The following is a 22,141-nucleotide window of genomic DNA, read 5'->3' as shown; positions in this document are numbered from 1 at the left end:
AATTGAATCCTAAAATTGAAAAACTGGAAAAGGAAATTGAAAAGACCAAAACAAAGATTGCGGAAATGCAGGCAAAGCTCCATAAGCTGGAGGAACAGAAAACAGAACTGGAAAATACCGATTATGTGGCGGTGGCGCGCAGTTTCAAACTGACGCCCCAGCAGCTTGCGGATTTTTTGAAATCACAGCAGGCAGCCCCTTCGGAAACTGTTTTACCGCAGGAGAAGGAGGATGTGCATGAGGCTTAAAAAACTTTCCCTGCTGCTGGCGCTTACGCTTCTTGTAAGTGTCAGCGCATTACCTGTAACGGCTCATGCCGGCGGTTCCAAAGACACCACACCGCCAACGCTGACTGCTTCCCTGGAGGGCGATGCCCTGAAAATAGAAAGCAGTGACGATCTATCCGGCGTGGAGGCGGTCTTTGTTGATGAAAACCGTATCAACTCCCTCACCGATGGGAAAGCGTCGGTTGCACTAAAAGATTATGCAGGAACAGAAAAACAGGTAAGCATATACGCAAAAGATTATGCCGGCAACCGTTCTGATGTGGTAAAGCTGGATAATCCGTATTACAAAGAACCGGCTCCTGAAAAGAAACCTGCTGCGGCAGCACCCCAGAGTCCGTCCGGTACACAGACAAAACCGCCTAAGGAAGAAAAACCTTCCGGCTCAAACGCTGCAACCCCTTCCGGCGGCGGAAATTCTTCCGGTTCAGATAACAGTACCGGACAGCAGGAAAATACTTCTGCGATCCCGGAAGGTGCATTTACCCCGGAAGGCACCGGAACGGTACAGGACAACATCAGCGGTACGGATGGGGAAAAACAGTTTTACACCATCACTACGGACGCGGGCAATGTCTTTTATCTGGTGATCGACGGGAAACGGGAAGATAACAATGTCTACTTCTTAAACGGCGTCACAGAGTCCGACCTGATGGCGCTTGCAGAAAAGAACAATGGCAGCATGAGCATGATTCCCCAGGAAGAAAGCTGCAACTGCACCGAAAAATGTGAGGCAGGAAAAGTCAATACCGGCTGTCCGGTCTGCAAAAATGACTTGAGTGGCTGCAAAGGAAAAGAAAAGCCGACGGAAACCGAAAAACCGGCTGAACCGGAAAAGCCGAAGAAAGAGACCGGCAGTGTCGGCACGATCCTGTTTATCCTTGCTGCCTTACTTGCGGTCGGCGGGATCGGTTACTATGTAAAAATCGTGCGTCCGAAACAGCAGGCCGAGGACGATGCGGAATTTGAGGATGACGGTTATGGAGAAGGCTTTGACCCGGATGAGGCATACGGGGAACCGGAATATCTTTCCGAGGATGATTTTGACGACAAGGACAGCAAATAAGGCTGTCCTTTTAGATTTTATGAAAGTGAGGATTTTTTCATGGAACATATCATAACCAGGCGCCGCGGCTTTCGCAAGCTGTTGGCGTTTTTGCTTTGTATGGCAAGCATTTTGGGGCTTCTTCCGGCTCAGGCTTTTGCCATGTCTGTCGGACAAACGGCAAGCTCCTGGCTGGGCGACCAGTATGTGGGCTCTGATGGAAACCACTACCGCGCCCCGGCACCTTACACCTATCTTGCCTACCATGCAGACGGAACCATCGACGTACACACCAGTTCCGGGGGCAATGCTTACCGGCACTATATGCTGACGGATTCTGACGGGATCAGCCATCAGGTTTACTGTGTGGAGAGCGGGATTCCTTACCATACTTCGGAAAACACCTATGTTTCAGAAAGCGGGACCAACAGCCAATACCTGAACCTGCTTCCTGCCGAGGCAAGGAGGGGGATCACCCTGACTGCGATCTATGGCTGGAAACCCGGTGCGACGCTCCCTGTTTCCGGGATCAACGAGGATGACTATAAGATGGCAACCCAGATCATCCTTTGGGAATACCAGCAGCAGCTTAGAAGCGATCCGTACAACCGCCACGGAAACGGCCACGCAGATGGTGACCAGTATTTCAGCGTGATCGCCGGACGACCGGCTGAAAAAGCCTATGACTGGATTCTGGCACAGGTCGCTTCCCATTCCACAGTCCCTTCCTTTACTTCTTCTAAGAAAAGCGAAGCACCGGAACTGGAACTGAAATGGGATGTAGAAAAAAAGGTCTATACCCTGACGGTCACAGATACCAACAACTTGAAGATCGACCTGGAGGCTTTGAAAGGCAGCGGCGTTTCTGTGACAAGAAACGGAAATGAATACACCTTTACCAGCAGGCAGATGATGATGGACCCGGTGCTGTTTGAATTCCGAAAGAATATCCCGGTGGCAAATGACATGCTGATCTGGGGCAGACCAGGCTACCAGACCATGATGACCGGCGCCAGCGATCCGGTTTCCTTCTTTGTAAAGATCAAAACGGAAACTTACGGTACTGCAAAACTTGTCAAGACCAGTGAGGACGGCATTGTTTCCGGTATCACCTTCCATATTTCCGGTACGGACATTTTGGGAAATGAAGTCAATGAGGAAGTCACGACCGGAGAAAACGGCCAGATTGAAAAGAAGCTCCTGCCGGGAACCTATCTGGTAAAAGAGCTGCCGGTGGACCGCTATGTGACCCCTTCCGCACAGTACGTGACCATTGAAAGCGGGCAAACTTCTTCGGTACATTTCAGCAATATCCTGAAGAAGTTCCGCGTCCATGTGGTAAAGAGCGACGCTGATACCGGAAATGCCCAGGGGGACGCCACGCTTGCAGGGGCGACCTATGGGATCTTCCGTGATGGCGAACTGATCGACACTTATACTACCGGGCCGGATGGCAGCTTTATGACTCGCTATTATGTGTGCGGGGATAACTGGACGATCCGGGAGATCGAACCGAGCACCGGGTATCTTCTGAATGAAACCGTTTATGAAGTGGGTGCATCCCCTTCCCTGTATGAAGTGGAACTCAATACCACAGAAAATCAGGTGACGGAAACGGTTATTTACGGAAATATCCAGCTTGTCAAGCACACCGATGACCTGGACCCGGATGTGCCTGAGGGCGAAAATACCGACGATCCCAATGCCGGTATCATCGAACGCCCGGAAGCAGGCGCAGTCTTTGAAATTTACTTAAAGGCAGCCGGAAGCTATGACGCGGCAAAGGAAAGTGAACGCGACCTTCTTACCACGGATGCGGATGGTTTTGCTTCCAGTAAACCGCTTCCGTATGGGCATTATACGGTCCATCAAATCGCAGGCGAGGAAGGCAAAGCCTTTGTCCCGGACTTTACGGTATTCATTTCCTCTGACGGAAAGACTTACAGCTATATCCTGAACAACCGCACCATCACAGCCCGTCTGAAAGTTGAAAAATGTGACGCAGAGACCGGAAAGATTATCCCTGTGACCGGAACCGGTTTTCAGATCAAGGATCTTTCCACCGGGGAATTTATCACCCAGACCGTCTACTATCCGAACCCGGAAACACTGAATACCTTCTATGTTTCTGACGAGGGCTGGCTGATGCTGCCGGAGCCTTTGGCCGCCGGGGATTATGAACTTTATGAGGTAGCTGCTCCTTACGGCTATGTGCTTTCCGACCAGCCGGTACCGTTTACCATTGACGGCAGCGAGGCGGTTGTGACGGTCACGCAGTACAATATGCCGCAGAAAGGCCAGCTTACCATCACAAAGACCGGAGAAGTATTTGCTTCTGTCCAGGAAAACGACGGACTGTACCAACCGGTATATGAGGTTGCCGGACTTCCTGGAGCGGTCTATGATGTGATCGCAGATGAAGATATTTATACCGGTGACGGTACCTTGCGGGCAGAAAAAGATACGGTTGTGGAAACACTTACGACCGGCGAGGACGGCACAGCGAAAAGCGGGTCTCTCTATCTTGGCCGTTATCGTCTGGAGGAACGTCAGGCGCCTTCCGGCTGTGTGTTGAATCCTCAACCGGAATATGTGGAACTGACCTATGCGGGTGAGACCATAGAGGTTACACAGACAGCGGCCGGTCTTTATGACGAACGCCAGAAAGTGGATGTCACACTTTTCAAGGCAATGGAGACCGATGACCTGTTCGGTCTTGGCATGAACGAGGAATATAAGGATATTTCCTTTGGACTTTATGCTTCCGCAGACCTGACGGCGGCAGATGGCAGCGTAATCCCGGCAGGTGGACTTCTGGAAGTGGTCTCTGTTTCGTTTGAGGAATCCGGCGGTTACAGCGCTTCCTTCGCTTCCGACCTGCCTTTTGGCAGCTATTATGTCAAGGAACGCACAACCAACGGCGCCTATATCCTTTCGGATCAGGAATATCCGGTTGTCTTTGAGTATGCTGGTCAGGAAACCGCCCTGGTACAGATCCTTGTCAATGAAGGCGAGGCTGTTTCCAATGAACTTCTCCGTGGGCGTGTAGACGGTGTAAAAGTCGGGGAAAACCCGGAAGGCGGCGAGGATGTCACGCTTGCCGGTGCGCTCATGGGTCTGTTTAGACCTGATACCGAAGAATTTACTGAAGAAAATGCGCTGCTTACTGCTATTACCGGAAAAGACGGCAGTTTTTCCTTTGAGAACATTCCTTACGGACACTGGATCGTCAAGGAGATCTCTGCCCCTGACCTTTATACGGTAAGCCCGCAGCAGCACCATGTATATATCGGTGCAGACGGACAGCATATCGAGATCCGTGTGGAAAACACCCTGATCCGCGGCAGTGTGCAGGTAACTAAAACCGAAGCTGTGGAGGAACCGTCCCCTGTGGAAAAGGAGGATAAGAAAGACAAGAATTCTTTCCTGCGCTTCCTGCCCGGTGCAGTGTTCGACCTGTATGCGGATTCCAACGCCAACCAGGAATATGATCCTGACGATCAAAAGATCGGTACGCTGAAAGAAACCGATGCAGGCTATCATACGGCGGAAAACCTTCTGGCTGGCGGCTACTTTATAAAAGAAAGCAAAGCGCCGGAGGGCTATCAGCCTGATCCAAACGCTTACTATTTTTCCATCACAGAAGATGGACAGGTCGCAGTTGTGGAAAATGGAGAAGCCGGGCACGGATTTACCAATGAGGCTTACCGTGGCAACTTAAAGATCACAAAGGATTCCAGCGACGGGCGCAAAGATGGTTTTGCCATCGAGGTCAAGAGCGCGGACGGCTCCTACTGCGAGACATTCACCACTCCAAAATCCGGTGTAATTGAAGTAAAGGGCCTTCGTGTCGGTATTTATACCGTAACAGAAGTTGCAAACCGGGCAAGCAAGGATTACATCATCCCTGATGCCGCTACGGTGGAGATCAAAGCTGACCAGACATCTACGGTCCAGTTCTTTAATGAAAAACCGGAAAAGCCGGGGAAGCCGGAAAAACCTTCTGTTCCGTCCAATCCTTCCACCCCTCAAAAGCCGGTACCGCAGACCGGGGATGATCCGTATATTTTCCTATATGGCGGACTGTTGGCAGCCGCACTGATTGGCGGCAGCGTATTTGCTGTGTATTATTTCAAAAAGGGAAAATACAGCAGGACTTCCCCGAAAAGAACGGCTGTCGGGATTTCTGTCCTTTCACTCTGCGTTCTGGTGGCTTTTGGCAGCGGTTTTTTGGTGTTCCGTGACTTAAACCAGTATGCCGAGAGTAAAGATGCCTATCAGGATCTTGCCGGATATGTGGAAGTACCGGAGCAGACAGCCTCCCCGGAACAGGCAACCGATCCAACGGAAACAAAACAGGACGATGCCGATATTGTCCTGCCTTCGGTAGACTTTGAAGCGCTCCGTGAAAATGGACCGGACATCATCGGATGGCTTTCCCTTCCTGATACGGTGCTCAATTATCCGGTGACGCAGACTGACAACAACGAGTATTACCTGAACCATCTTTATGACGGGACCTACAACAAGGTTGGCTGCCTGTTTGCCGACTATGAAAATCAGGCAGGTTTTTCAGACCGCAATACGATCGTCTACGGCCATAATATGCGGGATGGTTCCATGTTTGCTCTGCTGAACCGGTACGATGAACAAAGTTACTTTGATACCCACAGGCAGATGTATCTCGTTACTCCGAAGGGTGGTTATGTCATGGAGATCTTTGCGGCGTTTGCAGCAAAGCCGGAAGAATCCGGCAGTGAAACTTCTCCCTGGCAGCTTTCCTGGAAGGATGACGGTGCTTATACTACCTGGCTTACAGCTATGAAGGAACGTTCCGCGGTGGAAAGTGATGTGACTGTGACCTGCAGCGATAAGGTACTGACCCTTTCTACCTGTACGCCGGGCGGCACAGGACGCTTCCTTGTCATGGGAAAACTCGTGAAAGTAGATAACGAAATATAGATTCTAGACGGTGCGGGGGCAAAAGCTCCCGCACCTGCTGTTTACAAGGAGGATTTTATTTTATGGTAAATACCATGATTTCCATTCCCGGCTATGTCCATCTTTACCGCTCGCTTTTGCGGTTTTATGACATGCCGGAAAATGAAGTCCGGGAAATGCTCTATCTTCTGAATACGGCAAACCTGGACTGCTATGAGTATTATCACCCGGACCGCAGTGTGATCCAGAGCGGACCGGTCGCTTTTTGCGGATGGCTGGAAACGAAAGACTGCCGCCCTTACCGCACAGAGGTACAGCTTTACAAATCGCTGCTGTTTTTGAAGCGCAGCATTGACCGTGACCTGATCGTATCAGCTCAGAGGGAGGCTCTGCAAACCCTGCGCTGTATTATCTCCAATCTGGAATACCGCTTTTATAAAGCCTATGGCATGGAGATCGAGGACAAACGCACGGTCTATGGGGAATGTACCTACCGTCTGGTTCCCAGGGAGGATGAACCCAGCGTGTGCCTGATGCACGACTGGATCTACCTGCCAACTGCCTGATGTCACGAATAATATATAAAATATGTGACATATATGAAAACTGTACTGCCTTGCAAAATTTTTGATTTTTGATGTATAAATCAGATTTTTAATGGGAACACTCAAAATAAGAGGAATAGGACCTATTGCAATCATGTCACGAATAATATATAATATTCGTGACATGAAGGGAGGCGGTATTGTGGACAACGGATATACAAAACGAATACGAGAGCGTGTTCTTTCTCTTGAAGATGGAACTGTTTTTGTGATGTCTGATTTTGCGGATATTGCAGATACATCCACTATTCGTCAAAGTTTAAGTCGTTTAGTGCAATCAGGAACATTGCGCCGTATTTTGAAAGGAGTTTATGAAAAACCAAAATATAGCAAACTTCTGGATGAATATGTGGCGGCAGACCCGGAAGCGGTGGCGAACGCATTGGCACGAAGTTATCACTGGACGATTGCCCCATGTGGGAATACAGCATTGAACCTGTTAGGTCTTTCAACACAGGTAACAGCAGTATGGTCCTATATCAGCGATGGTCCATATAAGACCTACGAGTGGAACTCTACAAAGCTGGAATTTAAGCACCGGACCAATAAAGAGATTACCGGATTGTCCTATATGACAAGTTTGGTTATACAGGCATTAAAAACGCTTGGCAGATCGAATGTTACGCCAGAAGTCATACAGATGCTTTCCGAAAAACTGACAGCCAAGGATAAACAGGCTTGCTTGAAGGAAGCAACAGAGTCTACGGATTGGGTTTACGATACGATACGGCAGATTTGTGGAGGTGAAAAGGTACAATGAGAAATATAGCAAGACTTTCAGATAACGACCGTAGGGAGCTGTTCAGAAATACAGCAGATAAAATGGGGCTGAATGATGCCATTGTAGAAAAAGACTTTTGGGTATGTTTTACGCTGGATTATTTATTTCACCGCTCACCATGGAAAGAGTCCATCACCTTTAAGGGCGGTACCAGCCTTTCAAAAGCCTTTCACCTGATCAGCCGGTTTTCAGAAGATATTGATTTGATTCTGGACTGGCGTGTATTGGGATATGGCAAAGATGAACCATGGGAGAAACGTTCCAATACAAAACAGGATGCTTTTAACAAAGAAGCCAATGCGCGTGCGGAGGTATTTCTGTCCGAAACATTCTGCCCGGCAGTCAAAGCCGGCTTATCCCAGGAAATCGGTTGTGAAGCAAATGTCTACATAGATGAAAAGGATAAACAGACGGTCATTTTCGCCTATCCGCACCTTTTTACAAATACGGCGACCTTACAGGTGATCCGTTTAGAGATTGGTGCGCTGGCAGCGTGGACTCCTGCAAAAACAGCGCAGATCGAACCATACGCGGCAAAATATTATCCGAAGATTTTTGAGCAAAAAGAAACTGCAATCCTTACCGTTGCCCCGGAACGGACCTTCTGGGAAAAAGCCACAATCCTGCACCATGAAGCGAACAGACCGGAACATTTGGAAATGCCGCAGCGGTATTCCAGACATTATTATGATCTCTACCGCATGGCTGCAACACCGGTCAAAGAAGCTGCTTTTTCCAGGCTGGATCTCCTGAAGAAAGTTGTAGATTTCAAAATGAAATTCTATCCCAGATCATGGGCGAAGTACCCGGAGGCTGTGCCGGGCACATTAAAATTACTCCCGCCGGAATACCGGTTCGCAGCATTGGAAGCGGACTATAACTCTATGCAGGATATGTTGTATGGGGATATTCCGACATTTGAGACAGTCATAGCAGCGGTCCAGGAACTGGAAAAAGAGATCAATACACTATAAACAATTACATATCCATTTATTTGCCGGCTATTCTAAGATGCTTTAGAATAGCCGGTTTCTTGTTTTCAAAGGAGGGATGCTATATTACGCAAAATGAAGTCAATGCCGTTTTTGACGAACAGGTGCGGCTCTGTGCTGATACCTTGAAACGGAAAACCAAAGAATACACCGGGGATGATCCGGACCGGCTGGGTGCATTTAAGGCAGCGGCAACTTTACAGCACACAACGCCCCAGCGTGCCCTTGCCGGTATGCTGGCAAAGCATATTGTTTCTCTATACGATATGTGCTTTGCCGAGGAAACAGTTTATCCGATGGACACATGGGACGAAAAGATCACAGACAGTCTTAACTATCTGTTCTTACTGAAAGCGATTGTAAAGGAGGGACATACCAATTAAACAGATTGAAGTAAAAATTTTGAACTGCCAGGCGGTAGCGGAAGCAGAAAAAAACATGGTCTTTGCGGCAAGACTTACCCAGCAGGGACATAAGATTGCCTCAATGGACGACCTGATGGAGCTCTACGAAAAATCATTCAGCGTTCAGACAGTAGCAGCTATGGGGGCGCTTCCCCATCCTACCATCCAGAAATTTGCGGTGATCACGGTAGCCATTGTCGGCGCCAGCAGGCGTTTTCTGGCGCAGATCACCCGCCACCAGAACGAAGTAAAATTTATGAGTGCATCGCTGCAGTACAGCAACTATACGGGACAGGCGGATTTCGCTGTCCCGTATTCTATTATGACGGCTCCGGCAGTGGTACGGGAATTGTACTTAAAAAGCTGTCATGAAAGCATGAAATGTTATGAAGCCCTGTGCACTGCCGGAAGCGGGCACGATGCGGCCGGCTATGCCACGCCCCAGGGATTACGGAATGTACTGCTCATCAGCGCCACCCCTTATCAGTGGAAACATATCATCAGCCAGCGGGTATGCCGGAGAAATACTGATGAAACAAGGATTGTGCTGCTAAAGGTCTGGAAAGAACTTTATGAACTAAGCCCTGCTTTGTTTGCCCCATCACTGACCGGGCCTTTTTGTCAGATGGATCGATGTCTGGAAGGTAAAATGACCTGCGGGCGAAAATTGGAGGCAGATATGACGCCGGAGGATATTTTAGAAAAAGACTATCCTGCTCTTTGGGAAGGAGGCTGCCGATGAAAATAAAACTGATTGACTTTGGCGTACCGGAGCACCAGCGTCCTTACCGTCCGCATGGCAATGATGCCGGAGCAGATGTTTATCTGCCCTATGACTGCACCTTACAGCCCGGAGAAATCGCCAAAATTCCTCTTGGTTTTGGACTGGAAATACCGGATGGGTATGCGGGATATATCTTTCCCCGTACCAGTATGGCGGTAAAAGGTCTGGTCTGTGAACTGCCACCTGTGGATTCCGGCTACCGTGGAGAGATCCATGCGATCATCAGCAATGTAAGCAATCAGGCGCAGTCTCTTTTTAAGGGAGCCCGTATCGGGCAGCTTGTGATCACGCCGATCGTCATTGCGGATTTTGTAACCGATCTGGGAACAGAACGAGGAACCGGCAGCTTTGGCAGTACCGGCGAATAGAAAAAGGCTGTTTGGAGAACAGTTTTTGAATACTTATCGGTATAGGGAGCGGACATTTCGAGAACATTATAAAATATAATAAAGAAAGTCACGAAAAAAGCGGCCATTACCGTGACCGCTTACTTTCTGCTATTGAGTTCTTTCATAATACCGAGGATATATTGCATGGATTGAGGATCAAGCTGTCTTGCCTCTGCAATGAATTCCTTTAAGGTTTCCGGGTAGGTATTTCCTTCATCAAAGAATTCCTGCGGTGTCACACCCAGATATTCGCAGATGTAGAAAAAAGACTGCATAGCGGGAAGTGACTTTTTATTCTCAATATTATTGATGTAGTTGTTTGCCTGACCTAACGATAAAGACATATCGCGTGCGGAAACTCCTTTTTGTGTCCGCAGCTTCGCTAATCGTTCCGGGACAAAATCTTCATACATCGCCTTCACCTCCCATTCTGTAATAGATTGTACCTCACGCCCCTTTATTATCCGCAAAAGGAAAAAGGGTATTATCGTTGACTTGCTAAATTAAATCTATTACTATATGAAAAGTGAAGAATTTTACCTATCAGATGGAGGGATGACCGATGAAAGGAAAGACTTGCTGTGTTACCGGACACAGGGATTTGCCGCAGAATGAGATCAACAAAATAAAAGCCGCTTTGGAACATGAGATCGATGCTGCCGTTACAGATGGATTTACCTGTTTTATGAGTGGCTTTGCAGATGGCGTGGATCAGTATTTTGCAGAGCTGGTGTTGGAAAGAAAGCAGACTAATCCGGCGCTGGAGCTGATCGCAGTGATCCCTTACCGCAAACGTCTGGACAGCCTGAATAAGAAAACAAGAACCCGTGAACTGCTGGAGGCTTGTGCGGATGTTGTTGTCATACAGGAAAAATATCTCCCAAGCGTCTACTCCCACAGAAACCGCTATATGGTGGAGCACTCCGACCGAGTGATCGCTGTATATGACGGACGGGAAACCGGCGGTACGGCAAAGACGATCCGCTTCACCCATCGGATGAAAAAGGAACTGCGGGAAATCCCGGTTGGAGAGATCGTCCTGCCGGATCACTTGAAACCAAAAACAAAATAGATACCTGTTGATGCGCTCACTTTGAAGTGGGCGTTTTTCTTTACCCATTTTTAGGAGGAATGCTTATGTGGAACCTGATTTCACATTTCCTTACCTTTGCCGGAGGAATGGCTTCCGGCGTTATGTTGATGTGTCTTATGCAAACCGGAAAACTTGCGGATAAAGAATTTGAAACTATGAAGGAGGAATAAAAATTGAAACTTGTGATTGCAGAAAAGCCCTCTGTTGCTATGTCACTGGCAGCAGTATTAGGCGCAACGGAAAGAAAAGACGGTTATCTCGAAGGTTCCGGTTATCTGGTGAGCTGGTGCGTGGGACATCTTTTGGAACTGGCACAGCCGGAGGCTTACAAAGAACAGTACGCCAAATGGCGGTATGAGGACCTTCCGATCCTACCGGAAAACTGGAAATATGAAGTTCCAAAGGATAAGAAAAAGCAGCTTGCCCTTTTGTGCCGGCTGATGAAGGACAAACGGGTTGATTCTGTGGTATGCGCTACGGATGCCGGGCGTGAAGGAGAACTGATCTTCCGTCTGGTCTATGAATATGCCGGATGTAATAAGCCTATGGAACGCCTTTGGATTTCCAGTATGGAGGATGCGGCGATCCGTGAGGGTTTTGACCATCTCCGTCCCGGCAGTGATTACGATAAACTCTATGATGCGGCAGTATGCCGGGCAGGAGCCGACTGGCTGATCGGGATCAATGCCACCCGGCTTTTTTCTGTCCTGTATGGTGTCACACTAAATGTCGGCCGTGTTATGTCACCGACGCTGGCACTTTTGGTACAGCGTGAGTCGGATATTGAATCCTTCATCAGCAGGCCTTTTTATGTGCCGGAAATCACCTGCGGAGGTTTTACTGCTTCCGGCGAAAAAATGACGGAACGATCCGAGGCTGAAAAAATCCGTATGGACTGTGACCACAACTCCGCTTTTGTGCGTTCTGCGGAAAAGCAGGTAAAAACTATACAGCCTCCCCGCCTTTATGACCTTACAACTCTGCAAAGGGAATGTAACCGTATTTATGGCTATACGGCTCAACAGACCCTTGATTATGTGCAATCTCTCTATGAAAAGAAGCTAGCAACCTATCCGAGAACGGACAGCCAGTATTTGACGAAGGACATGCAGGCAACCGCCGCTTCCCTGATCCTATGGCTGCGTGACAATATGCCCTTTGGAAAAGGCTGCGCCGGAGAGCCGGACATTGACCGGGTAACAGACGACAGCAAAGTGACCGACCACCATGCCATCATCCCAACTGTGGAGATTGCACGGACAGACCTGTCGGAGCTTCCTTCCGGGGAGCGGGATGTGCTTACCCTGCTTGCCGTCAGACTGCTTTGTGCCACAACGCAGGCAAACCGGTTTGAAGCGGTCACCGCTATGTTAGACTGCCAGGGATATACTTTTACGGCAAAAGGAAAGACCATCTTACAGTCCGGCTGGAAAGAGGTGGAACGGATTCACCGTATGAGTATCAGGCAGAGTGAAACGGAACACAGAGAAAATGAAGATGCCGCTCTCCCTGTGCTGAAGGAAGGACAGACTTTTGAAGCTGTATCAGCAAGTCTCCGTGAAGGGAAAACTTCACCGCCGAAACACTATACGGAGGACACACTGCTGTCCGCTATGGAGACTGCCGGTGCGGAAGATATGCCGGAAGATGCCGAGCGTAAAGGATTGGGTACTCCGGCTACCCGTGCGGCAACACTGGAAAAGCTGGTTTCTGCCGGATTTGTACAGCGAAAGAAAAAGCAGCTCATTCCTACGGAAAAAGGAAAGAACCTGATCGCAGTCCTGCCGGACAATATCAAATCTCCCATCTTAACTGCAGAATGGGAATCCATGCTGAAACAAGTGGAACATGGCGAACTGTCGGCAACATCTTTTATGGATCAGATTGCAGATATGAGCCGGACGCTGGTAAAAGAACATACTACCCCGGAAGAACGTTTTGCGGATCTGTTTCCTTCTTCCAAAGGAACTGCACACGAAGCCGTGGGGGTATGTCCCCGCTGCGGTGCCCCGGTATTTGAAGGAAAGAAAGGTTTTTTCTGCGGCAACAGGGAATGTTCTTTTGCTCTTTGGAAAGATAACCGTTTCTTTTCCAGCAAGAAAAAATCTATCACAAAGTCTGTGGCAGCGGCTCTTTTGAAAGAGGGCCGCATTTCTATGTCCGGGCTTTACAGTGAAAAAACAGGAAGGACCTATGATGCGGAAGTGATTCTGGATGATACCGGCGGTAAATATGTGAATTTCAAGCTGGAATTTCCAGTAAAGAAAGGCAGGCGTAAATGAGCGATCGAAAAACCTTTGAATATGGCGGTTATCACTTCACGCCCATACGAAAATTTCACAAAAAAGAAGGCGACTTTTTCGCCATATCGAAACGGCTGGCAAGTGACCCCAACTTAGGGCTGTGTACCTATCAGGATCGGCAAAAAGCACCTTATGATTACAAAGACTTTTATACCGTTTCAACAGACAAAGAATGTGATATTTTCCGCTGCGAAGAAAATGGATTGTTGTATGTACCAGGAAAAAATGAACTTTTTATTTACCATGAACCAAAACAGAAAAAGCGGAACTCTATCGCCGATGCCCTTTCACAGCCTAGGAATGTTACTGATACAACCGAAATTTCCAGCGGTCGGCAAAGCAGAGCCCCGGAAAGGTAGGCGTTATGGCGGAGAGAGAATTGAACCGCTCGGAGCGGGCTACGATCCGAAAGCTGGTTACGGAGCTTTGCGCCAACTATGACTCTCAGGATAAGATCTGCCTTCCTTTGAACAGTCCTTGCTATATGCTGAATAAATGGTGGACCGGTGCTTATTGCAGGTACTTTGAAAAAGCGGTGCTGCCGGTGGATGCAGCACTGGAATCAGCCATTACCGGCGAGGACACCTCCATGAGACAGAAAATATGCCCTGTGTGTGGAAAGGCATATCTTCCTACAACCAGCCAGGCATATTGTTCCGCTGCCTGCCGGGTCTATGCAAGACGGAAATCCGAGCGGGAACGCAAACGCCGGAAGCGGCAAAACCAACCATGATATGTCCGCAACTTAGCCTTAAAAGTCCTTGATTTTCAAGGGCTTTTTGCACCTGTTTTCAAGGGAGCTGTATAAGAATACTCCGGTGCTTTGAAATGAGGTTAAGTTGCAGACAAAACATATATTTTAACAAAAACGATAGGAGGCGATTTTTTGAATATCAACACGATTACCGCGGAGGACCTTCGCCGCATGCCGGATAAGGAAGGACTGATTTTACAGGGCTGTGGCGGGGATCTGACAGAGTGGGTGGACGGGATCAATGAAATGCTGACAAAAGCAGGCATATTGAAAGATGGCTGTCAGTTTGAGAATGTGGCTGCTTTTCAGCACGGCGAACTGACCTGTCTGCTTTACCCGTTTGATGATGTGAAACTGGATATAGGAAAACTTGCCCTGTGGCGTTTACAGACCCATGAAGTCTATGGCGGCACATGGCTGTCGGACTTTGTGCCGAATTATTTAGGCGGATTTATAGAAACACCGGAAGCGTTGGCAGATAAACCGGATTGTCCGCTGATCGGAGCAGATGGGAACATTTTTAATCTGCTGGGTATTGCTTCCCGTACTTTGCTGGAGCATGGTTTGAAAGAACAGGCAAAAGAAATGTCTGATCGGGTATTTGTTTCCGGCAGTTATGGAGAAGCGCTCTGTATCATTGGCGAATATGTCAACATCACAGATTCCGAACCGGAGCATAAGAATTCTCTCCGTCAGCAGCTAAAGGCAACAAAACCGGCAGACCCAGTAAAAAAGCAACAAACTTCCAAACAGCAGGAACGATAAGGAGGGATGCGAAATGGAAAGGAAACGGACCTATGGTGTATGGGCAGTACGAAGCAGCACTTCTATTTTTGGACCGGCACAAAGCTGGTGCAAGGAAAATGGAAAACCGTTGGAGTTTGATAGCAAAGCCGACGCTGAAAACTATGCAAAGGAAGCCAACGAGCATACGACAGCAAATGTCCGATACTATGTGAAAGAAAAAGAACCGGAACCCGGCGCTGTTCGGAAAGGAACATCTCAACCGGAACTGGATGCGCGCAGCCATGAAGAAGTAATACCAAGAAATGATGCAGCGGAAAAACAAAACGAGATTCCGGGCCGACAGATTCCTTCTCAAACAGATCCGCTGGTAGAAATCCGCTCTGCGGTCCATAGTAATTACGCGGGTATGGTCGCTATGCTGGGTGCGGACAACCGTGTGTATTTGGGGCGTGAGGAACGTTGCCATTACCAGGATATGCAGCCATCTTACTATGACAATCAGGACGGTTCCCTGTGTTTTGTCTGTGATCAGCCCGATATGTATTATTTTCTTTATGGAGAAGGCTGGGCGCATACCCAGACGGAAATGTTGGAACGAGGGCTTACCTTGCGCCAGTATGAAGAATTTGCGAGACTGCAAAATGGGGTCCTTGCACAGTTTACCACCCAAAGAGAAATCCTGTTTGCCGGACAGCCGTTTCAGGCGCCGGAAAGTTATCTTCGCAATGCGGAACTTTATGAGGAAGGACAAACCGGGAACTACAATATGCTGGATGGCAGGCTGAACAACGAACCTCCTGTGCGCCCGGATCTGACAGACGGACAGACGGATGAAGAAATCCGGGAGCTGGTGCCGGAAGCAAAGCCGTCTTTGATGGACCGTTTGAAAGCAGACAAACCGGAGCATGAAGCAAGGCAGATGATCCCTCCTGTGCCGGAAAGGGAACGCTGATGGCCGGGGTAAGATTTGAGGATGTAGATCTTTTGGGTGCTCTTTCCCGTATCGTAGATCTTCATACCCAACATTATAAAGAGGACTTTGACCTGGATAAGGAACTGATTTCAAAACTGGCTGTGTCAGACCGTTCAGAGGATAAACAGCTTCTTTGGATGTCACGCCCTTGCGGAACCTATACCCTGCGCGAACGGGAAGTTTATCTGGATGGAAGCCATGAAAATAAAGTGTGGCGGTTTTACCAGGAACAGACAAATGATCCCGTTTTGGCTTATGCCATCTCTTTGAAAGAAGTCAGGGACGGAAAAATATTTGGCAATCTCTATCCGCTAAATTATAGAGAACATGTGGAACGGATGAAAAAGCTGACCTGTCCAATCGGAAATGTAGCCGTTGCATTTGCGGATGGAAATGTTATCACGATTCCCTATCAGGAACGGAGACAGCTTATGAACCGGTTTATGCCAGAGCATGGAGCCCCTAAAACAATGACTTATCTGCCGGAAAATGAGCCGGAGCTGATGATGATTCTAAAACGGGAACGCTTCAAACGCAGCTATCATGCGACAGCCGGAAATCTGGAGGAATATCTTGATAAGCTGGAAAAGACCACCTTGCGGGAAAAACTCAAAAGAGCAAAGACGGTGGTTTCAACACAGGAGGTCTCATCTCATAAAAGAGGGTTGGAACGATGAAGGGCGGGCATAACAAAAAATCCGTCCGCGTCGAATTTGTCATGTCCGAACCGGAGGCCGAACTGGTAAAAGAACGCATGGCGGAACTTGGCATTACCAACCTGTCGGCATATCTGCGAAAGATGGCCGTAGACGGTTACATCATTCACCTTGATATGGGAGATATTCAGGAAATGATCCGGCTTCTCCGCATTTGTTCCAATAACTTAAACCAATATACCAGACGGGCCAATGAGACCGGCAATATTTATGCCGCAGATATAGATGACATCCGCACCCGTCTGGACAGCCTTTGGGATGGCATGGACAAACTGATCCGGGGATTTGCAAACATTTCATAAACAGCCGGAAAGCCGTTGCTTTCTTTTTGCCGTCACGGTAAAATTTTTATAAGGGCAGATGCCCTTCTGAAAGGAGGCAAAGCGTATGCGTTTGATAGGTAAATTACTGGCACTTCCCTTTATGCTGGTTACGGGGATTCTTTATCTGGTATGTAAATTTTTGGTGGTCCTTTCCGGTGCGGTACTTGGGATTCTTTCCGGGATCATCTTTTTGGCAGCATTGGTGCTGTTCTTTGTCGCAGGATTTTTGCCGGGTCTTGCCTGGCTTATGATCGCCTTTCTTATCAGTCCATACGGTCTGCCTCTGGCGGCTGCATGGCTGGTAGGGATCATTGGCGGGGCAAACAGTGCCTTAAAGGATTTTATATTTGGTTAAGCAGATTTGGCGGGGCGCATAGGCAGCCCCGCTCTTTTTCTGCAATTATAACTTCTCTGATTGGAATTAAGTTAAGGAGGTGACGAAAATAGCGACCACAAGACTGATGCCTCTGCATGTAGGAAAAGGTCGGAATATCTCTACTGCGATCTCAGATATTATTGATTATGTAGAAAATCCGCAGAAAACCGATTTTGGAAAATTCATTTATGGCTATGAGTGTGATACCCGGCTTGCTGATGCAGAGTTTCTTCTGTCCAAACGACAGTATGCAAATCTGACCGGCAGAAATCAGGGTGCAGATGATGTGATCGCCTACCATCTCCGTCAGGCATTTAAGCCCGGCGAAGTTACGCCAGAAGAAGCTAATCAGATCGGCAGGGAGCTGGCACTGAAGCTCACAAAAGGAAACCATGCCTTTGTTGTCTGCACCCATGTGGATAAGCACCATGTCCATAATCACATCATTATCAACTCTACTACACTGGACTGTCAGAAAAAATTTCGCAACTTCTGGGGCTCTACCTGGGCAATCCGGCGAATGAATGACAAGCTGTGTTTGGAGCATGGACTTTCGATTGTAGAAAATCCGAAACCCAGCCGGGAGCATTATGGCACATGGCTGGGAAATAAAAAGCAGCCTTCCTTTCAGGAGCAGATACGCATTGCTATTGATGCTGCATTAGAGGAAAAGCCAAAAGATTTTGAGGAACTTCTACAGAAGCTGGAAACTGCTGGGCTGGAAGTCAACCGTGAAAGAAAACATCTTCGGTTCCGAGTTCCGGGACAAGAAAATTATACCCGATGCGATACGCTCAAAGGCGATTATACAGAACAGGCCATCAAAGAACGGATTGCCGGTACACGGACAGTAAAACCCCGCCATGCCTTTTCTAAAAAAACGGTTTCCAAAGTTGGATTGCTGGTTGATATTGAAGCTGCAATCCGTTCCGGCAAGGGCCCTGGTTATGAGCGCTGGGCAAAAGTGTTCAATCTAAAGCAGCTTTCTCAGGCAGTGCTCTACTTAAAAGAACATGGCGATATGGGTTATGAGGATCTTCTGGAAAAAGCCAACGCCACTACCACTAATTTCAATACCTTATCCGTTCAGATCAAAGATCTGGAGTCAAAAATGAACGCCAATGCCGAGCTGCAAAAACAGATCGTAAACTATGCGAAAACGCGGGCTGTCTATGTAGAATATCGCAAAGCCGGGTACAGCAAAAAATTCCGAACAGAACATGAAGCTGAAATTCTGCTGCACCAGGCGGCAAAGAATCATTTTGACGAGCTGGGAATCAAAAAGCTCCCCTCTGTCAAATCTCTCCGGGAGGAATACACCGATCTTCTGGAACAAAAACGGAAAGCCTATTCTGCCTATAAGCAGGCCAAAAATGATATGAAAGAACTTCATAATGTTCGGGCCAATGTGGAATACCTATTAGAGATTTCTTCCCCACCACAACCGCAGCGCAGCACAGAAAAATCCCGTCAATAAGGTTTGCTAACTTGAATTCTATAGACCTTGACTTTCCGGGACTTCTTAACTATAATAATACTCAAGCAGGGGGACTACCTTGTAGTTGAGAAGGTTAAAACCTGACCCTTTGAACCTGTTGGCTAATACCAACGCAGGGAGCTAAAGAATACAGATTCGTATTTTTTGGACATTCTCTGTTTTGGGAATGTCCTTTTTAATTGAATAAGATATGATATGTGTTTGCGAGGGAACTGAACAAGTTGAAAAAGGTAAGACCTGACCTCTGGACCTGTCGGCTAATACCGGCGTAGGGAAGCAATTTCTTACGCTCGTATTGCGTCTGAAAGAGCTTCTAATTGTTTTAGAGGCTCTATTTTTTTATTTTAGGAGGAACAAACATGGCATTTATGAAAGACATTTTAACCCGCAACATCCCCATTTGGGAAGAATGTGCAGCTACCCCATTTGTGCAGGAAGTGCAAACTGGAAAGCTACCTCTTGAAAAGTTCAAGAGATATATGATTCAGGATAGTATCTATCTGAAAAACTATGCCCGTATATACGGCAAGGCAATTTTTCATGCTGATACATTAAGAGAAATTCAGCTTTACTATTCCATGCTGAATTTTGTAAATGATACGGAATCAGAAGTGCGTCTGGATTATCTAAAGCAATTTTGCATGACGGATAATGATATTGAACTGATCGCTCCTCTGCCTGAAAATCAAAATTACATTGATTTCATGTTTGAGATTGCGTCACATGGAAAGAATGAAGAAATTTTAATGGCGGTTCTTCCCTGTATGTTAAGTTACAGCTATATATTCCGCAAACTGGCGTCTGTCCCCACAAGCAGAGAATCAAGATATTGGGACTTTATCAAAGATTATGCGGATGAACAATATGCAGAAAGCTGCAAAGAATGGTCTGCTTTTGCAGAGCATAAATGTGCCGGGTTATCAGTAGCAAATAAAAAGTATCTGGCTGATATTTTTGAAAAAGCAAGTTTGTTAGAGCTTGCTTTTTGGAAGATGGCCTATCGGAACGAGAGAATGGAGGAAAATGCAAAATGAAAAAAGTATTGTCCATTGCCGGATCAGATTGCAGCGGAGGTGCAGGTATTCAGGCTGATTTGAAAACTTTTTCTGCTCACGGTGTATTTGGAATGAGTGTTATTGTTTCTGTTGTTGCAGAGAACACCAGCCGTGTTATCGACATCCAAGATATTACCCCGGATATGATTGAAAAACAGATTGACGCCGTATTTGAAGATATTGAAGTGGACGCAGTAAAAATCGGTATGCTTTCTACACCAGAATGTATGAAAGCGGTGGCAAAGAAACTATTACAATATAAGCCCCAAAATGTCGTAATCGACCCGGTTATGTATGCCAAAAATGGCTGCCCATTGATGAATCCTACGGCGGTTTCCACCTTGATAGACACAGTAATTCCACTGGCCGATGTACTTACTCCGAATATTCCAGAGGCAGAGAAAATAGCAGATATGCAGATTTCCACAGTTTCAGATATGGAGGCTGCCGCAAGAAAAATATATGCCATGGGTTGTAAGGCGATTGTTGTCAAGGGTGGACATCATATAGGAAATGCTGTTGATGTCCTATTTAATGGAGAAAATTTCTACCATTTTGAAACATCCCGCATTGATACGAAAAATACTCATGGGACAGGCTGTACCTTTTCTTCTGCAATCGCTTCCCAGCTTGCAAAGGGAAAAAGTGTTCCGCTTGCAGTCGAATCTGCAAAGGCTTATGTCACAATGGCAATCGAACACTCTCTTGCGATTGGAAAAGGCTGTGGCCCAACGCACCATTTCTACGAATTGTATCAGCATGGTTTATCTAAAGAATAGGCAGGTGCAAAATGAACTTTGATTATACACTTTATCTTGTTACTGATCGTCAACTAATGAGCTGCGATAGCCTGACAGAAGCGGTAGAACAGGCAATTTTAGGAGGCTGCACAATGATACAACTCCGAGAAAAAGAATTGTCCTCATTAGAATTTTACAATCAGGCTGTTGCCGTGAAACAGGTTACGGATAAATACCATATTCCCCTTATCATAAACGACCGGATAGATATTGCAATGGCTGTGCAGGCTACGGGGGTACATATTGGACAGCATGATTTACCTGCGGCTGCCGTCCGCAAAGTAATTGGGGAAAATATGCTGTTGGGAGTATCTGCATCTTCCATTGCAGAAGCAATACAGGCACAACAGGATGGTGCAGATTATTTGGGAGTTGGCGCAATGTTCCCTACTGGAACTAAAACCGACGCTGATTCTGTATCAATGGAGGAATTACAGAAAATCCGCACAGCCGTTTCTTTGCCGATCGTTGTTATTGGCGGTATCAATAAAGGAAATACAGGGCGTTTCAAGCCCATGGGAATTGACGGGCTGGCTGTTGTATCTGCCATCATAGCGCAGTCCGATATAAAAGCTGCTGCTGCGGAACTGAAAGATTTATTTTGCAGAAAGGAAAAGAAACATGGATTTTAATGCGGCAATCTTTGATTTAGATGGAACAATTCTGGATTCAATGGATGTATGGGAGCATATAGATATTCAGTTTTTGAAAAAGAGAAATCTTCCTGTCCCGGAAAATTATGTAACTGAAATATGTGCAAGGAGTTTTGAGGAAGCCGCACAATATACCATTGATCTTTTTGGATTGCAGGAAACGGTAGAGGGAATTATTGAGGAATGGAATAATATGGCGGTCGAGGAATACAGTAACCATGTCGGTCTGCTGCCCCATGCCCTTGATTATCTTCTGCGCTTAAAAGAACATGGAATAAAACTTGCAGTTGCTACGGGGTTGCCGGAAAAGCTCTATATTCCATGCTTAAAGAACAATTCTATTTTAGAATTATTTGACGCTCTATGTTCAACAGATGAGGTTCAGCGGGGAAAAGAATATTCGGATGTCTTTGAATTGGCCGCAAGAAAATTAGGGGTTGCACCTGAACACTGTATTGTGTTTGATGATGTGCTTCCAGCAATTAAAAGCGCAAAGGCAGCCCGTATGTTAGCAGGCGGGATTTATGATAAGTATTCCGCAGATCAGCGTACAGAAATAGAAAGGATTGCGGATATTTACTTACTTGATTTTCGGCAAGCACCGATCCCACACAAAGAGGTATGA

The 22,141-nt window shown here is 47.2% G+C and carries 25 protein-coding genes and 2 riboswitches; of the genes, 24 read left to right on the top strand and 1 reads right to left on the bottom strand.

Annotation, left to right across the window (positions count from 1 at the left end; genetic code table 11):
* Positions 1 to 2 precede the first annotated feature (2 nt).
* From NE665_RS05580 to NE665_RS05540, 9 genes are all read left to right on the top strand, one after another.
* A complete protein-coding gene (locus tag NE665_RS05580; protein WP_025577937.1) occupies positions 3 to 248 on the top strand; it encodes a DUF4315 family protein in 246 nt (81 codons plus the stop codon).
* Entirely contained in the window at positions 238 to 1,350 is a 1,113-nt protein-coding gene (locus NE665_RS05575) for a DUF4366 domain-containing protein (protein WP_055158513.1), read from the top strand. The genes NE665_RS05580 and NE665_RS05575 overlap by 11 nt, the downstream gene beginning before the upstream one ends.
* A 39-nt stretch (positions 1,351 to 1,389) precedes the next feature.
* The gene (srtB, locus tag NE665_RS05570; RefSeq protein WP_118654719.1) at positions 1,390 to 6,291 is read left to right on the top strand and encodes a class B sortase; all 4,902 of its coding nucleotides are present in this window, start codon (positions 1,390 to 1,392) and stop codon (positions 6,289 to 6,291) included.
* A gap of 62 nt (positions 6,292 to 6,353) precedes the next feature.
* Positions 6,354 to 6,836 carry a hypothetical protein gene (locus NE665_RS05565; RefSeq protein ID WP_015542949.1) on the top strand — a complete coding sequence of 161 codons (483 nt, stop codon included), beginning with the start codon at positions 6,354 to 6,356 and terminating at the stop codon, positions 6,834 to 6,836.
* A 181-nt stretch (positions 6,837 to 7,017) separates the two neighbouring features.
* Positions 7,018 to 7,635 carry a DUF6088 family protein gene (locus NE665_RS05560; RefSeq protein WP_040446582.1) on the top strand — a complete coding sequence of 206 codons (618 nt, stop codon included), beginning with the start codon at positions 7,018 to 7,020 and terminating at the stop codon, positions 7,633 to 7,635.
* Positions 7,632 to 8,630, top strand: a complete 999-nt coding sequence (locus tag NE665_RS05555; RefSeq protein WP_117442473.1) for a nucleotidyl transferase AbiEii/AbiGii toxin family protein — start codon at positions 7,632 to 7,634, stop codon at positions 8,628 to 8,630. The genes NE665_RS05560 and NE665_RS05555 overlap by 4 nt, the downstream gene beginning before the upstream one ends.
* Positions 8,631 to 8,689: 59 nt before the next feature.
* Positions 8,690 to 9,031, top strand: coding sequence for a hypothetical protein (locus NE665_RS05550; protein WP_226875831.1), 342 nt, complete (start codon positions 8,690 to 8,692; stop codon positions 9,029 to 9,031).
* Positions 9,027 to 9,794: an FAD-dependent thymidylate synthase gene (locus tag NE665_RS05545; protein ID WP_220431387.1), complete on the top strand. Its 768-nt coding sequence runs from the start codon at positions 9,027 to 9,029 to the stop codon at positions 9,792 to 9,794. Before NE665_RS05550 ends, NE665_RS05545 begins: the two co-directional genes overlap by 5 nt.
* Complete coding sequence (locus tag NE665_RS05540) at positions 9,791 to 10,204, top strand: deoxyuridine 5'-triphosphate nucleotidohydrolase (RefSeq protein ID WP_005361111.1); 414 nt, start codon at positions 9,791 to 9,793, stop codon at positions 10,202 to 10,204. Before NE665_RS05545 ends, NE665_RS05540 begins: the two co-directional genes overlap by 4 nt.
* Positions 10,205 to 10,323: 119 nt before the next feature.
* On the opposite strand, the gene NE665_RS05535 is transcribed toward NE665_RS05540, so the two are convergent.
* Positions 10,324 to 10,638, bottom strand: coding sequence for a helix-turn-helix transcriptional regulator (locus NE665_RS05535; protein WP_005361112.1), 315 nt, complete (start codon positions 10,636 to 10,638; stop codon positions 10,324 to 10,326).
* Positions 10,639 to 10,787: 149 nt separating this feature from the next.
* Between NE665_RS05535 and NE665_RS05530 the strand changes: the two genes are divergently transcribed.
* The 15 genes from NE665_RS05530 to NE665_RS05460 all read left to right on the top strand — a co-directional run bounded on the left by NE665_RS05530 (position 10,788) and on the right by NE665_RS05460 (position 22,141).
* A complete protein-coding gene (locus NE665_RS05530; RefSeq protein WP_055158503.1) occupies positions 10,788 to 11,297 on the top strand; it encodes an SLOG family protein in 510 nt (169 codons plus the stop codon).
* A 65-nt stretch (positions 11,298 to 11,362) separates the two neighbouring features.
* On the top strand, positions 11,363 to 11,488 hold the full coding sequence (locus NE665_RS05525) for a DUF3789 domain-containing protein (protein ID WP_081017347.1): 126 nt from the start codon (positions 11,363 to 11,365) through the stop codon (positions 11,486 to 11,488).
* Between the two features lie 3 nt (positions 11,489 to 11,491).
* Positions 11,492 to 13,600 (top strand): DNA topoisomerase 3, encoded by a 2,109-nt coding sequence (locus NE665_RS05520; protein WP_173769604.1) that lies wholly within the window; start codon positions 11,492 to 11,494, stop codon positions 13,598 to 13,600.
* Complete coding sequence (locus NE665_RS05515; protein WP_025580944.1) at positions 13,597 to 13,980, top strand: hypothetical protein; 384 nt, start codon at positions 13,597 to 13,599, stop codon at positions 13,978 to 13,980. Before NE665_RS05520 ends, NE665_RS05515 begins: the two co-directional genes overlap by 4 nt.
* Before the next feature lie 5 nt (positions 13,981 to 13,985).
* Positions 13,986 to 14,354 carry a cysteine-rich VLP protein gene (locus tag NE665_RS05510; RefSeq protein WP_025580945.1) on the top strand — a complete coding sequence of 123 codons (369 nt, stop codon included), beginning with the start codon at positions 13,986 to 13,988 and terminating at the stop codon, positions 14,352 to 14,354.
* Between the two features lie 153 nt (positions 14,355 to 14,507).
* Positions 14,508 to 15,140, top strand: coding sequence for a hypothetical protein (locus NE665_RS05505; RefSeq protein ID WP_117442469.1), 633 nt, complete (start codon positions 14,508 to 14,510; stop codon positions 15,138 to 15,140).
* A gap of 13 nt (positions 15,141 to 15,153) precedes the next feature.
* Positions 15,154 to 16,074: a DUF4316 domain-containing protein gene (locus NE665_RS05500; protein ID WP_064785837.1), complete on the top strand. Its 921-nt coding sequence runs from the start codon at positions 15,154 to 15,156 to the stop codon at positions 16,072 to 16,074.
* Complete coding sequence (locus NE665_RS05495) at positions 16,074 to 16,772, top strand: hypothetical protein (protein WP_015542941.1); 699 nt, start codon at positions 16,074 to 16,076, stop codon at positions 16,770 to 16,772. The genes NE665_RS05500 and NE665_RS05495 overlap by 1 nt, the downstream gene beginning before the upstream one ends.
* Complete coding sequence (gene mobC / locus NE665_RS05490; RefSeq protein ID WP_005361131.1) at positions 16,769 to 17,113, top strand: plasmid mobilization relaxosome protein MobC; 345 nt, start codon at positions 16,769 to 16,771, stop codon at positions 17,111 to 17,113. The genes NE665_RS05495 and mobC overlap by 4 nt, the downstream gene beginning before the upstream one ends.
* Positions 17,114 to 17,198: 85 nt before the next feature.
* Positions 17,199 to 17,489, top strand: coding sequence for a CD1845 family protein (locus NE665_RS05485; protein ID WP_005361132.1), 291 nt, complete (start codon positions 17,199 to 17,201; stop codon positions 17,487 to 17,489).
* An 88-nt stretch (positions 17,490 to 17,577) separates the two neighbouring features.
* A complete protein-coding gene (locus tag NE665_RS05480; RefSeq protein ID WP_040446696.1) occupies positions 17,578 to 18,987 on the top strand; it encodes a relaxase/mobilization nuclease domain-containing protein in 1,410 nt (469 codons plus the stop codon).
* 57 nt (positions 18,988 to 19,044) lie between these two features.
* Positions 19,045 to 19,144: riboswitch (TPP riboswitch) on the top strand.
* Between the two features lie 59 nt (positions 19,145 to 19,203).
* A riboswitch (TPP riboswitch) is annotated at positions 19,204 to 19,301 on the top strand.
* A 66-nt stretch (positions 19,302 to 19,367) separates the two neighbouring features.
* Positions 19,368 to 20,042, top strand: a complete 675-nt coding sequence (locus tag NE665_RS05475; RefSeq protein ID WP_117442468.1) for a TenA family protein — start codon at positions 19,368 to 19,370, stop codon at positions 20,040 to 20,042.
* Entirely contained in the window at positions 20,039 to 20,842 is an 804-nt protein-coding gene (gene thiD / locus NE665_RS05470) for a bifunctional hydroxymethylpyrimidine kinase/phosphomethylpyrimidine kinase (protein ID WP_055200142.1), read from the top strand. The genes NE665_RS05475 and thiD overlap by 4 nt, the downstream gene beginning before the upstream one ends.
* Before the next feature lie 11 nt (positions 20,843 to 20,853).
* Positions 20,854 to 21,495 carry a thiamine phosphate synthase gene (thiE, locus tag NE665_RS05465; RefSeq protein WP_117442467.1) on the top strand — a complete coding sequence of 214 codons (642 nt, stop codon included), beginning with the start codon at positions 20,854 to 20,856 and terminating at the stop codon, positions 21,493 to 21,495.
* Positions 21,485 to 22,141, top strand: coding sequence for an HAD family phosphatase (locus NE665_RS05460; RefSeq protein WP_005361145.1), 657 nt, complete (start codon positions 21,485 to 21,487; stop codon positions 22,139 to 22,141). The genes thiE and NE665_RS05460 overlap by 11 nt, the downstream gene beginning before the upstream one ends.

Origin of the sequence: Clostridium sp. DFI.1.208 (assembly GCF_024463855.1) — a bacterium.
Lineage (GTDB): Bacteria > Bacillota_I > Bacilli_A > Erysipelotrichales > Erysipelotrichaceae > Clostridium_AQ.
This window is presented reverse-complemented; position numbering and strand designations above follow the sequence as displayed.

Coding starts and splice junctions, on each gene's coding strand:
- thiE (WP_117442467.1), top strand. CDS start 20,854: ATGAACTTTGATTATACACTTTATCTTGTTACTGATCGTCAACTAATG.
- NE665_RS05575 (WP_055158513.1), top strand. CDS start 238: ATGAGGCTTAAAAAACTTTCCCTGCTGCTGGCGCTTACGCTTCTTGTA.
- NE665_RS05460 (WP_005361145.1), top strand. CDS start 21,485: ATGGATTTTAATGCGGCAATCTTTGATTTAGATGGAACAATTCTGGAT.
- NE665_RS05540 (WP_005361111.1), top strand. CDS start 9,791: ATGAAAATAAAACTGATTGACTTTGGCGTACCGGAGCACCAGCGTCCT.
- NE665_RS05485 (WP_005361132.1), top strand. CDS start 17,199: ATGCGTTTGATAGGTAAATTACTGGCACTTCCCTTTATGCTGGTTACG.
- NE665_RS05555 (WP_117442473.1), top strand. CDS start 7,632: ATGAGAAATATAGCAAGACTTTCAGATAACGACCGTAGGGAGCTGTTC.
- thiD (WP_055200142.1), top strand. CDS start 20,039: ATGAAAAAAGTATTGTCCATTGCCGGATCAGATTGCAGCGGAGGTGCA.
- NE665_RS05530 (WP_055158503.1), top strand. CDS start 10,788: ATGAAAGGAAAGACTTGCTGTGTTACCGGACACAGGGATTTGCCGCAG.
- NE665_RS05475 (WP_117442468.1), top strand. CDS start 19,368: ATGGCATTTATGAAAGACATTTTAACCCGCAACATCCCCATTTGGGAA.
- NE665_RS05535 (WP_005361112.1), bottom strand. CDS start 10,638: ATGTATGAAGATTTTGTCCCGGAACGATTAGCGAAGCTGCGGACACAA.
- NE665_RS05525 (WP_081017347.1), top strand. CDS start 11,363: ATGTGGAACCTGATTTCACATTTCCTTACCTTTGCCGGAGGAATGGCT.
- NE665_RS05495 (WP_015542941.1), top strand. CDS start 16,074: ATGGCCGGGGTAAGATTTGAGGATGTAGATCTTTTGGGTGCTCTTTCC.
- NE665_RS05515 (WP_025580944.1), top strand. CDS start 13,597: ATGAGCGATCGAAAAACCTTTGAATATGGCGGTTATCACTTCACGCCC.
- NE665_RS05510 (WP_025580945.1), top strand. CDS start 13,986: ATGGCGGAGAGAGAATTGAACCGCTCGGAGCGGGCTACGATCCGAAAG.
- srtB (WP_118654719.1), top strand. CDS start 1,390: ATGGAACATATCATAACCAGGCGCCGCGGCTTTCGCAAGCTGTTGGCG.
- NE665_RS05565 (WP_015542949.1), top strand. CDS start 6,354: ATGGTAAATACCATGATTTCCATTCCCGGCTATGTCCATCTTTACCGC.
- mobC (WP_005361131.1), top strand. CDS start 16,769: ATGAAGGGCGGGCATAACAAAAAATCCGTCCGCGTCGAATTTGTCATG.
- NE665_RS05500 (WP_064785837.1), top strand. CDS start 15,154: ATGGAAAGGAAACGGACCTATGGTGTATGGGCAGTACGAAGCAGCACT.